At 57.3% G+C, this 11,770-nt stretch carries 13 protein-coding genes; 4 read left to right on the forward strand and 9 right to left on the reverse strand.

Annotation, left to right across the window (positions count from 1 at the left end):
- Positions 1-48 precede the first annotated feature (48 nt).
- The 6 genes from OS189_RS08265 to mraZ are packed head-to-tail and all read right to left on the reverse strand — an operon-like array spanning position 49 to position 6,604.
- Positions 49-1,476 carry a UDP-N-acetylmuramoyl-tripeptide--D-alanyl-D-alanine ligase gene (locus OS189_RS08265; RefSeq protein WP_267166823.1) on the reverse strand — a complete coding sequence of 476 codons (1,428 nt, stop codon included), beginning with the start codon at positions 1,474-1,476 and terminating at the stop codon, positions 49-51.
- Positions 1,473-2,957, reverse strand: coding sequence for a UDP-N-acetylmuramoyl-L-alanyl-D-glutamate--2,6-diaminopimelate ligase (locus OS189_RS08270; RefSeq protein WP_267166824.1), 1,485 nt, complete (start codon positions 2,955-2,957; stop codon positions 1,473-1,475). The genes OS189_RS08265 and OS189_RS08270 overlap by 4 nt, the downstream gene beginning before the upstream one ends.
- A gap of 16 nt (positions 2,958-2,973) precedes the next feature.
- Positions 2,974-4,767 carry a peptidoglycan D,D-transpeptidase FtsI family protein gene (locus OS189_RS08275; protein ID WP_267166825.1) on the reverse strand — a complete coding sequence of 598 codons (1,794 nt, stop codon included), beginning with the start codon at positions 4,765-4,767 and terminating at the stop codon, positions 2,974-2,976.
- Positions 4,764-5,114, reverse strand: a complete 351-nt coding sequence (ftsL, locus tag OS189_RS08280) for a cell division protein FtsL (RefSeq protein ID WP_267166826.1) — start codon at positions 5,112-5,114, stop codon at positions 4,764-4,766. Before ftsL ends, OS189_RS08275 begins: the two co-directional genes overlap by 4 nt.
- Positions 5,111-6,094, reverse strand: a complete 984-nt coding sequence (gene rsmH / locus OS189_RS08285) for a 16S rRNA (cytosine(1402)-N(4))-methyltransferase RsmH (RefSeq protein ID WP_267166827.1) — start codon at positions 6,092-6,094, stop codon at positions 5,111-5,113. The genes ftsL and rsmH overlap by 4 nt, the downstream gene beginning before the upstream one ends.
- A 6-nt stretch (positions 6,095-6,100) precedes the next feature.
- On the reverse strand, positions 6,101-6,604 hold the full coding sequence (gene mraZ / locus OS189_RS08290) for a division/cell wall cluster transcriptional repressor MraZ (protein ID WP_267166828.1): 504 nt from the start codon (positions 6,602-6,604) through the stop codon (positions 6,101-6,103).
- Positions 6,605-7,553: 949 nt separating this feature from the next.
- Here mraZ and OS189_RS08295 point away from each other — a divergent pair.
- A complete protein-coding gene (locus OS189_RS08295; protein ID WP_267166829.1) occupies positions 7,554-8,330 on the forward strand; it encodes a hypothetical protein in 777 nt (258 codons plus the stop codon).
- 3 nt (positions 8,331-8,333) lie between these two features.
- Here OS189_RS08295 and OS189_RS08300 read toward each other — a convergent pair whose 3' ends face one another.
- Complete coding sequence (locus OS189_RS08300) at positions 8,334-9,410, reverse strand: Mrp/NBP35 family ATP-binding protein (protein ID WP_267166830.1); 1,077 nt, start codon at positions 9,408-9,410, stop codon at positions 8,334-8,336.
- A 511-nt stretch (positions 9,411-9,921) separates the two neighbouring features.
- Between OS189_RS08300 and OS189_RS08305 the strand changes: the two genes are divergently transcribed.
- Positions 9,922-10,137: a DUF1127 domain-containing protein gene (locus OS189_RS08305; protein WP_267166831.1), complete on the forward strand. Its 216-nt coding sequence runs from the start codon at positions 9,922-9,924 to the stop codon at positions 10,135-10,137.
- On the opposite strand, the gene OS189_RS18760 is transcribed toward OS189_RS08305, so the two are convergent.
- Positions 10,138-10,521, reverse strand: coding sequence for a helix-turn-helix domain-containing protein (locus tag OS189_RS18760; protein WP_502226662.1), 384 nt, complete (start codon positions 10,519-10,521; stop codon positions 10,138-10,140).
- A 104-nt stretch (positions 10,522-10,625) separates the two neighbouring features.
- Positions 10,626-11,051, reverse strand: coding sequence for a hypothetical protein (locus tag OS189_RS08315; protein WP_267166832.1), 426 nt, complete (start codon positions 11,049-11,051; stop codon positions 10,626-10,628).
- A gap of 88 nt (positions 11,052-11,139) precedes the next feature.
- Here OS189_RS08315 and OS189_RS08320 point away from each other — a divergent pair, with 88 nt between their 5' ends.
- Together OS189_RS08320 and OS189_RS08325 are read left to right on the forward strand one after the other, a co-directional pair.
- Positions 11,140-11,289 (forward strand): hypothetical protein, encoded by a 150-nt coding sequence (locus OS189_RS08320; protein WP_267166833.1) that lies wholly within the window; start codon positions 11,140-11,142, stop codon positions 11,287-11,289.
- Positions 11,290-11,322: 33 nt separating this feature from the next.
- Positions 11,323-11,769, forward strand: coding sequence for a hypothetical protein (locus OS189_RS08325; RefSeq protein WP_267166834.1), 447 nt, complete (start codon positions 11,323-11,325; stop codon positions 11,767-11,769).
- The last annotated feature ends 1 nt before the right edge of the window (position 11,770 follow it).

Genomic DNA, 11,770 nt, shown 5'->3' on the forward strand with positions numbered 1-11,770 from the left:
GATGCCCACATGTTGTAGGAATCGTCACCACTTCCCCTGCATAGGGCATCAAACATCTGTTACCGGATGGCCCATTTTACGGATGGCGTCAACGATCAGGCCTAATTTCATGCTCAGTGATCCTTTGGCCAGCACCACATCACCCGCGTCGAGCCGGTGGCGTAGGCCTTGGCACATTTCCTCGGATGTTTCAAACCAGTCACCCCGCTGGTGTTCGGGCAACAATTCATAAAGGGCGCGCATCAGCGGCCCGATGCAATGCACAACGTCCAGCTTTTTGGTGGCCTCCAGATGGGCAAGCCCTGCGTGAAGGGCCACGTCATCCGCGCCCAGTTCTTTCATATCCCCCAGAAATGCAATCCGGCGGCCTTTGCCGATACGGCCCACGCCATCCGTGGTCTGCGCTCCTGCCAGCACCTCCAGCGATGCGGCCATAGAGGTGGGATTGGCATTATAACTGTCATCAATCAGGGAAAGCCGCTTTTGCGGCTCGACCGGATCGAGCTGGATCACCTCACGCAGGCCGCGCCCCTTGTACGGGGTCCAGCGGCCCAGCGCGGCAACCGCCTGCGCCAGATCGGCACCAATCGCCTCGACGATCGCAAGCGCGCCCAGACCGTTCATGGCAAAATGGCGCCCCGGTGTGGCAAGCTTGAACAGCAGCGGCTTGTCGTTCACCTCTGCCTGAACAACAGTTGTGTCCCCCTGAATGGTCAGCTCTTTAAGCTTCCAGTCGAAACCGTTTTCACCAAAGGCAATTCCGTTCAGGCGTTTGTCATGCGCCTTGGCCGCCAGGATGGCCGATGTTTCAACGTCAGCGTTATAGACCGCCGCGCCGCCAATCGGCAGGCTGTCGAAAATGCTGGCTTTTTCAACAGCAATTCCTGCGATATTCTCAAACGCTTCCAGATGGGCCGCGGCAACGGTTGTGATCAGCGCGGCGTGGGGCCGCGCGAGCATGGTCAGGGGCAGAATTTCGCCCGGATGGTTCATGCCCATTTCGATGATTGCGTATTCGGTGTCGGCAGGCATACGCGCCAGCGTCAGCGGTACGCCCCAATGGTTGTTGTAGCTGGCCACCGAAGCATGTGTGCGCCCTTGCTCTGACAGGATCGCCAGCAGCATTTCCTTGGTCGAGGTTTTGCCAACCGATCCGGTGATACCGATTACGCAGGCATCCGTGCGCGCGCGCGCCGCCGCACCCAGTGCCTCCAGCGCCTTCAGGACATCGGGCACAATCAGCAAGGGCGCGTCGTCTGCGACCCCGTCAGGTATGCGTGACACCAGTGCGGCACCCGCACCTTTTTCCAAAGCAGCGGCAACAAAATCATGGCCGTCACGCACATCTTTCAGGGCGACAAACAGATCCCCTGCCGCAATCGTGCGGGTGTCGATGGATACGCCGTTTACGTCCCAATCACCGCGCAACTCCCCGCCGGTGGCGGCTTGCGCCTCTGCTGCTGTCCACAAGCTCATGTCAGTCTCCCGTCCAGTGCCGCCACGGCAACGCTGGCCTGTTCCACATCATCAAAGGGCAGCACATCATCGCCGATGGTCTGGCCGGTTTCGTGCCCCTTGCCTGCGATCAGCAGCGCATCACCGGGTTCCAGTATATCCACCCCGCGCAGGATCGCCTCGGCGCGGTCACCGACCTCGGTGGCGTCAGGGCATCCTTCCATCACCGCCGCACGGATCGCGGCAGGATCTTCCGAGCGCGGATTATCATCGGTGACAAACACAACATCGGCGTGCTCAGCAGCAGCAGCCCCCATCAGCGGGCGCTTTGCCCTGTCGCGATCCCCCCCGGCGCCGACAATCGCAACCAACCGTCCCATCACGTGTGGGCGCATCGCCGCGAGTGCAGTGGCAATTGCATCGGGTGTATGGGCATAATCGACAAACACAGCCGCCGAATTATCGCGGGTGGCGGCCAGCTGCATCCGGCCCCGCACAGTTGTCAGATGCGGAATAGTATCAAACACTTCGGACGGATCAGCACCGCAAGCGATCACCAGCCCGGCGGCCAGCAGCACATTGTCTGCCTGAAATCCGCCAATCAGCTCAAGCCGTTTTTGATACGCCTTACCGCGCCACACAAACCGCAAATCCTGCCCTGTGGCGTCAAAACGCTGTGCGGTCAGGTGCAAGTCCCCTCCGTCACGGCCAACAGTTATCACGTCACAGCCGCGCGCCCGTGCGATTGCCGCCATTTCAACGCCTTTCGCGTCATCGATGTTGATCACAGCGGTGCCATCTTCGGGCAACACACGCGCAAACAACCCGGCCTTGGCGTCAAAATACGCTTCAAAGGTTTCGTGATAGTCCAGATGATCCTGGGTAAAGTTGGTAAATCCTGCGGCGGTCAGGGTCACGCCGTCAAGGCGGCGCTGGTCCAGCCCGTGCGATGATGCCTCCATCGCGCCATGGGTGATGCCGTTGGCGGCCGCCTGCGCCAACGTGCGGTGCAATGTGATCGGCTCTGGCGTGGTGTGCGCCAGCGGGGCGGCCCACGCGCCCTCTACCCCTGTTGTGCCCAGATTTACCGCCTCAAGCCCCATTTCGATCCATATCTGGCGCACAAACGTACTGACAGAGGTTTTGCCGTTGGTGCCCGTGATGGCAACCATTGTTTTTGGCTGCGCTCCGAACCAAAGCGCGGCCGTACGGGCCAACGCCTCACGCGGCTGCTCGGAAATGACCAGCGCGGCGCCTGCGGCGCGAACGGCATCCCCCGCGATCTGCGCACCGGCCGGATCAGTCAGGATTGCAACCGCGCCTTGCGCAAGCGCCTTATCAACAAATCTGGCCCCGTGCACCAATGATCCGGGCATAGCGGCAAACAGAGTGCCCTGTTTCACACGGCGGCTGTCAACCTCGACGCCGCTGAGCGCCGGATTCTCACCCCCCGCGGCCATCAGCCCCAAGGAATTGAGAGAGATACTTGGAGCGGTGTTCATATAGGGGCCTGTTGGCTTAGTTGCTGCTGGTGAGCGTTATACCAGCGACACCTGCGGGTTCAATGGCCGGACGCATTCCCAAAAGCGGGGCAACGCGGCGGATCATTTCGGCAGCAATCGGCACGGCGGTCCAGCCTGCTGTGCGGCGCGGTTTGCCACTCGACGTCTCGACAGGTTCATCCAGCGTCACGATCAGCACATAGCGCGGATCATGTGCGGGGAACATCGATGCAAATGTTGTGATCGTTTTGTCTTTGTAATACCCGCCACGCGGTTTCGGCTTGTCCGCTGTACCAGTCTTGCCTGCTACAAAATATCCGGCCACTTCGCCAAAACTGGCGGTGCCGTCATCGCCCACAACCACATCGCGCAACATACGGCGCGCTGAAGCCGCGACCTCGGGGCGCAAGACCCGCGCACCCATCTGCTGCTCTGTCTGCTTTACCAGCGTCGGCTTCACAACGCGGCCACCGTTGGCAATGGCAGCGTATCCTGCTGCCAGATGCATTGCTGTTGTCGAAATCCCGTGACCGTAGGAGATAGTAACCGCAGACAGATCGGTGTAGCGCGCAGGCAGCAGTGGCTTGCCACCGGATGCCTCGACAATCTCGAACGGGGTGCGGTCAAACAAGCCGAGACTGCGCAGAAACTCCTGCTGGCGCTCCTTACCCACCATCAGCGCCAGACGGCCCGTGCCACGGTTGGACGACTTTTCAATGATCTGGCTGACAGTAATAGTGCCGTAGTTCTTGTTGTGAAACTCGCCGATTCTGTGGCCGCCCACCTTCATCGGGCCTGCCGTATTGATCATCGTATTTTCATTCACAAGCCCCAGTTCCATCGCCTGGGCTGCGGCGAAAATCTTGAACGTAGAGCCAAGCTCGTACACGCCTTGCACCGAGCGGTTGAACAACGGGCTGTCGGAGGGATCGCCCTCGATCGCCGGACGTGGCCGGTTGTTGGGATCGAAGCTGGGCAAGGACGCTACGCTGATCACTTCGCCGGTATGCACATCCATCAAAATTGATGTAGCACCTTTGGCATTCATCAGCTTCATACCACCTTCCAACACTCGCTCGGAGGCGGCTTGCACTGTCAGATCAAGGCTGAGTTCCAACGGTTTGCCAGCATTGGCAGGATCACGCAGATAGTCATCAAAGTACTTTTCTACGCCCGCCACACCGATCACCTCGGCAGCGCGCACGCCCTCGCGGCCAAAACTGGCGCCCCCCATGATATGCGCGGCAAGCTTGCCGTTGGGGTAGAGGCGCATGTCACGCGGGGCAAACAGCAACCCCGGATCACCGATATCATGCACGGCCTGCATCTGTTCGGGGCTGATTTTCTTTTTCACCCACAGGAACTTGCGCTTGCCGGTGAAATCCTTGATCAGCCGCTCTTCTTTCAGATCGGGGAAGATTTTCGCGAGCTTGCGCGCCGCCGCTTCGGGATCGATCATATGCGGCGGCTGCGCATAAAGCGCGTGGGTATCCAGATTGGTTGCCAGAATGCGGCCGTTACGGTCAACGATATCGGCGCGGGTGTTCGCAATAACCGATCCGGGCGCATGTGCGCGCGGCTCGACGGGGTCGGACACGGCCAGCAGGCCCATCCGCGCGCCAACCACAGCGAACGCGCAGAAAAAGAACATGCCAAGCACCAGCAACCGCCCCTCTGCGCGGCTGCGATCCTGATCGCGCATCTGTTCATGGCGGATACGACGGTTCTGATGTTCGATTGCATCGGGGTTTTCACCCTTTGCGCGGGCCTCAAGAATGCGCGCCAAGGGACGTAGGGGTGTGCGGATCATAGCGGATCCTCCGCATTCATGGTCGACACATCAACCGGATTGGTAATGGGTAGTAATTCAGGCACAGGGTAGCGGACCTCGTCCACTTGACCAAACTGGTCGGGGTGAAGCGGCAACAACTGCAACCGCTCGAAATTCAGCTCTGCCAGATCGCGCAGGCGGTCGGGGCGGTTCTGGTATGCCCATTCAGCGCGCAAGATAGCCAGCCGCGCGTGGGCGTTGCGAATTTCGCTGTGCAGTTTGTCGGTGTCGTTCAGTACCGCCTGCGTGGCGTAATTTTCACGATACGCCCAGAAGGCCAAGCCGATGACGCCCAAAGCGGTCAACACGTAAATTACGCTTCTCATTGCTTTTTCTCCTTCATCATTGGCATCCCGATGGCGCGCGCCTCGATTGTGCCAGCGGGGGCATCCGTGCGCGTGGCAACGCGTAACTTGGCACTGCGCGAGCGCGGATTTTCATCCAGCTCCTGTGCGTCCGGTCCGATGGCCTTGCGGGATTTCAGCGTAAATTGCGGCGGGTCCTGCGCCACCTCGGGAGCAAAGCGGTTGGCATTGCCCCCTGCCCCTGCGCGCGCTGTCAAAAAGCGTTTGACCATGCGATCCTCAACCGAATGGAAGGTGACGACGGCCAGCTTGCCCCCCGGCTTGAGGGCACGTTCCGCGGCCATCAAACCCTCCCAAAGCTCGCCGTATTCGTTATTCACAGCGATACGCAGCGCCTGAAATGTGCGCGTGGCAGGATGGCTCTGGTTCGGTTTGGCGCGGGGCAGACAGCTTTCAACCAGCCTGGCCAGCTCCAGCGTGCGTGTCAGCGGTGCATCAGCGCGTGCCAATACAATCTTTTTGGCGATGCGACGGCTTGCGCGCTCTTCCCCATAAAGAAAAATGATGTTGGCAAGTTCCTCTTCCGAGGCTTCGTTCACCAGGTCAGCGGCGGAGGGACCGTCCTGCGACATCCGCATGTCCAGCGGCCCGTCGCGCATGAACGAAAAGCCACGCTCCGCCAGATCAAGCTGCATGGACGAAACACCCAGATCAAGCACCACCCCGTCGAGGTTTTGCGCGTATTCATCCATTTTAGAGAAAACACCCTGCTGCATCACCAGACGGTCTCCGTAAGTAGCTGCCCACGGCTTTGCCATCTCGAACGCCAGCGGATCACGGTCCACTGCAATCACGCGCTCTGCACCTGCATCCAGAAATCCGCGGGTGTAGCCGCCTGCGCCAAACGTCCCGTCCAGCCACACCCCCTCAACAGGGGCCACAGCCGCCAGAATAGGGCGTAGAAGAACAGGTATATGCGGAGAGGGTTGAGGAGCAGCCATACCGCGCTACACCTCGACGGGTCCGTCCAGGAACTGCATCGGATCGAAATCCTCAGGCAGTTCGTCGAGCCATGCTTCCTGCTTGGCGCGCTCTTCGGTGTCATATGTCTCGGGCCGCCAGATCTGGAACGTGTCACCCATGCCGATGAAAAACGCCTCTTTATCCAGATCAATCTTGCCGCGCAGTTTCGCAGGCAATACCAGCCGTCCGGTTTCATCGACAGTCGTGGGAAACGACTGCCCGTGAAACAGGGCCTGAAGCATCTTGCGCTGCATGGAGCCACGTGGAAGCGCGTCAATCTTCGCGTCGACCTCTTCGATTGCGGCCATTGTGTAACATTCAAGATAGCTGCGGCGGTGATCGCCATACACAATCACCAGTTCGGGTGTTTCGCCGGATTTCCAGTTCGGATCAGATGCCTCCAACACACGCCGAAAAGAGGCGGGTATAGATACCCTCCCCTTTGTGTCGACCTTGTGATGGCTTTCGCCTCTGAACCTTCGGCTCACCCTGTTTTCCTTTACCCGCGATTTGCGCGGCGTCTGTCCCGTACTGTGATCGGGAATTGCGCACCCGACCCCCTGAATGTAAAAAGGGCGGATTGATCTGCTGCCACTGATCAACCCGCCACTTGTTCCCACCGTGGTGGGGAAGTCCGACTGCGCGCGCCACCTGGGGGGATGTCTGCTCGCTCACGCGCCGGATCTCTTGGTCTGATGAAATCGAGGCCTGTATGAAACCTGCTAGAGTTTATTTTTATATGGGGTCGTTTGGTGCCCCTGTCTCGCTCTCATCCGATGCACAAGGGATGCCACGGGAATTCATGGGCGTAAATAGTTTTCTTCACGCTAAGGCACAATATGTTGCTTTTTGGCACAGGTAAAAACAAGATTTAGTACGAAGAATCTGCAATTTTTGGAACATTTGCCACATATTTTCGCCACACACACCATATATAGTGCAGACAACGGAGCGAAAAAAATTCCCACAATTTCCCAGACGCAACACTCACGAAATGTGAACATTACATAACACTTTTACAGATTCCCCTTCTGTTCTCACACCCCACAGACAAGGAGGCAGAATCCGGCCCGAATCCCGCGAATCCTTCCACGGTGAAGGGTTCACCACCCATGGCCTGACACCGATTTCCCATAATCTCCCACGTCGCCACCCATGTTTTCCCATACGAAGGGGCGCTTGCCCCGCTTCGGGGCTTTGCGGCGACATTTACGCCGTGAACCTTTTGCAAATCATCAAGGCGCCCCGCTCCTTTCAACCAATAGAATGCGTGGGAAGGCGCAGAATTATACGTTAGCAGCGCCATTTCGCGAGATCGGGGCGGGGATGAAGTTAGATCATTTTCGACACACCCGCGGTGGTGCGATTACGGCTTGTCTTGTTATACTCGTGCGAACACGTCAGAAAGAGAGCATAACAGTTGCAAACAGGTTTCATGTGAACTCCGCCGTCGACCTACTGCGCCATGCCCTTAACCTTGTGATCCGCCGCCCGCTTACTACTGTGTCGGTGGTGGCGCCGGCGCTTGTCCTGATGTGCGGCGTCGGATTAATCACAGCAGTCATGGCACCGGAGTTGTTGACGCTCGATCCGACCGGCCCCGAATTGCAGAATGTCAAATCGGTGAAGCTGGCCCTGATCCTGCTGACGACTTTTATCCTAAGCTATGCGTTGATGGCGATCCTGTGGCACCGGCACACCCTTTCCGAGACAGGAAACCCTTCCCCGATGAGCGCATCATTGGTTTTTGGATACCTCTGGCGGGTCATGGCGCTGGCCTTCATCCAGCTGGTGGCAGGGCTGGTGCTGGTGGTCCCGTTGATAGCGGCAGGCCATAATAACGGGGCCAGTGGAGAAACGCCTGCCCTTATCTCCATGCTCTTAACTACTTTTGTGACGCAGCTGTTGATGTTGTGGCTTTCGCTGCGCCTCAGCCTGATCCTGCCTGCCGCCGCTTTGGGCCGCCCAATAAAGATAAAGCAAAGCTGGAGATATACGCGCCCCATTTCGCGCACCCTGTGGGGTGTCGCAGCGGGGCTGGCATTTATCAACACCACTCTAACGGCACTGGTCACATCATTTGAACTGACCCAGCCCGCCTATGTGCTGGCGCTGGAGCTGCCAATCTACATCATCGAAGGGCTGTTGATCTTCAGCGTACTCACAACCCTCTATGCACAGCAGATCCAGCGCAAAGACCCCGACGGATTGTAGCCGTTAGGCCATACCGCCCTTAATCAATCCTTCAGCAATGCGGGCGTAGGCCTGCGCCATTGCACCGTCACCGGCGGCTACCGGCGTGCCGCCATCCCCCGCCAGACGCGTTTCAAGATCAATCGGCAATGTTCCCAACAGCGGCACACCCATCTTATCAGCTTCCGCAGCAACACCGCCCTGCCCGAATATCTGATGCTCTGATCCGCAATCAGGGCAGACAAACATCGACATGTTCTCGATCAGCCCCAACACAGGTGTTTTCAGCGTCGCAAACATATCCAGCGCCTTGCGCGCGTCAATCAGGGCTACATCCTGCGGCGTACTGACGACAATCGCGCCGGAAAGCTCCGACTTTGTACACAGAGTCAGTTGCACGTCCCCCGTCCCCGGCGGCAAATCAACCAGCAGGACATCCAGCTCGCCCCACTCCACCTGTCCCAACATCTGCTGAAGCGCCCCCATCAGCATTGGGCCACGCCAGATCGTGGCTTTACCCTCCTCCATCATGAAGCCGATAGACATCAAAGTGACGCCATGGGCGTGTAGCGGAATGATGGTTTTGCCATCAGGACTGGCAGGGCGTTTGTTAACGCCCATCATACGGGGGATGCTTGGGCCGTAGATGTCGGCATCCAACAGCCCCACCTTGCGGCCCTGTCTGGCCAGCGCAACAGCTAGATTGGTGCTGATCGTGGATTTCCCAACGCCCCCTTTACCCGATCCGATAGCAACGATGCGCTGAACCCCGCTCGGTTTGGACGGGCCTTCTTGCGGCTTGGGGTGCCCGCCGATTTTCAGGCTGGGTGGCGGTGTTGACGGCTTTTGCGCCGGACCATGCGCCGTAAGAGCGACCGACACCTGAGTAACGCCAGCAAGTTCGGACACGACCTTTTCCGCAGCATCGCGCAGCGGACCCATCGAGCGGGCGGTATCAGGATCAGGGGCCTCGATGACAAAACGCACCACGCCGCCCTCAACTGTAAGTGCGCGCAGGAAATCATGTGCCACAAGGCTGCGCCCGTCCGGCAGGTTTATCCGCTCTAGGGCCGCTGTTACATCTGCTTTGGTGACGGACATCTTGCTACTCCATTTGCTTGATCCTGACATGGCAGATTGAGAAAAATCTGCAAGACCACTAACCTGCGTCATCGCAGCGCTGCGTACCGTGTTGGATACTTATTACACGGAATCAACGCTTGCGCTTGCTGCATAGCAGCATTGCAAATTCAATCATTGTGCAATTGCAGCATTTAGGATTATTAAACGTATATGAAAACAATCCTCCCGATGGTTTTCTTGATTATCTAAGGGGCCTCCATCCTCCTCCCGGTGGTCCCCTTTCTTTCGGCGGCGACATCCTCCTCCCTGATGTCGTCGCCTTTTTTTTCAACATGCATATGATACCATCTAATAGCGTCCGGATTTCGGACCATAAAATTTTTTTATTTTTCTAACAACAAGTTAACTTAATGCCGCACTTGCACTGGGCGCATAGCTGCAATGCAGCATTGAGCCTTGAAGCTTTATCTGCTGAGCTTAGATACTCATCACAACGAGACACAGTAACGATGATGAAGAAGAGAATAAAATGACATACTTCGATACAACCGCATCCGCCGCATCACAGCCTAGCCGCATTGCAGCATTTTTTGACGGGATCGCCCTCAAAATGCGTCAGCGCAAAATCTATCGCCAAACGTACAACGAGCTGTGCACGCTGACATCACGCGACCTGGCCGATCTGGGTCTTTGCCGCGCAGATTTTCGCCGCCTGTCAATCGAGGCGTCCGAGCAAGTGAAGTAATTACGGAATTCCCCGCTGTCTGGTCCTCCCACTGGGCGGCGGGTGAATATGCAACGCGGCAGTGTCTCGCCTCCCCGATGACCCCGCGCTGTACAAGATGTATGGTTCCGTTCCTCCCGATTGGAAATATGCACTTGTCAGAACGGCGGCCCCACCTCCCTGTGGGCCGCCGTTTATGATTCTTGGACTGCCCTCAAGGAGGTCACCGGGCTGGCACTCCAGCACCGCGCAAATCTTTGCTAACGTCTCGAAACGGACGCCCTTTACTTTACCCGACTTGAGCAGGCTCAGATTTTGCTCGGTAATCCCGATAGCATCCGCCAGTTCCTTCCCCTTCATCTTGCGCCGCGCCAGCATGACGTCGAGCCTTACAATAATCTCCATCAGATAAATTCCTCGTTTTCGCGGGCAACGCGGATTGCCTCGCGCATCACCAATCCGAGGAACAAAAAACAAAACCGGAAAATACTACGCCTACATTACCGCTGTCATACCAAAATCGCAGGGGCAAAGGCCCCCCCGGCATTATGCGAGGACCGTATCATCGGGTTGACCGCCCCCGCAAACAACGCAGTTGTACTCGACAGGAATGCCAGCAGCCCCATCCAGGGCAAGCGATGCGCAATGCGCGGATCAAACATCACCCCTCTAAGCAACAGGATCAACGTGGAAAACACCACCAGATAACTCAGCGTGCCAAAAAAAATCGGCACGACCCAAACTGTGAAAAAGACAACACGCGTTCGCACCGCAATGTGCGCATCAGGGTCAACCCAGCGATCATTGCGCGTCCAACGTTCCGGATCGAGAGACGACAATTCCAAGTTCCACGCCAGCGCTTCGTAGGGATAGTAAATTATCATCGGCAGCATCACGATCATCGCGAACAAAGACAGAGAGCGGATGCGCGTCATAAAATTGTTCCGTAATTAATTATTGTTTACAGTAATTTTCTGTTCGTATTTCAGTCAATATTGTTTCTCGATTAGAGAACCTGTTGAATTGAAGAGTAAAATTTCGAAATTGATTTCAAAGGCCGCCGCCCTCGCCCCAGCCGGGGCCGATACAAACGTATTCGGCAACGCAGTGATCATCGGCACGGTCGCCGATCTCAAGCTGGGCCGTAAGCAAAGCGAATTTTACAAATACTAACGCAGCCAGAAATCATACTTCGGAGCGCTTTACGTGCGCGAAGGATCCGATGATTACGGCTACAGACTCAACTTTCACAATATGGACACTGTAAAATCGGCTGCAAACCGATTCTGTAAGTATGCTGCGGGTGGGAAAGCCTGCACACTTTACGCCGTGACCTACTCCAAAGGGCTGAACCCAAAGGCAAAAAGCATCAAAGGCTTCAGCCGGCCCGCCACAAATGACCTTCAGGACCGTTACAAGCGTCGCCAGAAGCCGGGAAAATACGGCGCCTTTGCGATCAACCGCGCACATGGATATGGCATGTCTTTCGACTGGAAGGCCGCCAAAGAAGCGCGCGAAGTCGCCCTTGCCTACTGCAAAGCGGACACGGCCAACGCGTTGGCCCCGCGGGGCATTGAGGCCGTAAATGGGTTCTCGTCAGGGTGGGCTGGACAGGTGTACCCTTGTGGACACCCACACGCCGAACTGAACTGAC

This window comes from Sulfitobacter sp. F26169L (assembly GCF_026410285.1).
Taxonomy (GTDB): domain Bacteria; phylum Pseudomonadota; class Alphaproteobacteria; order Rhodobacterales; family Rhodobacteraceae; genus Sulfitobacter.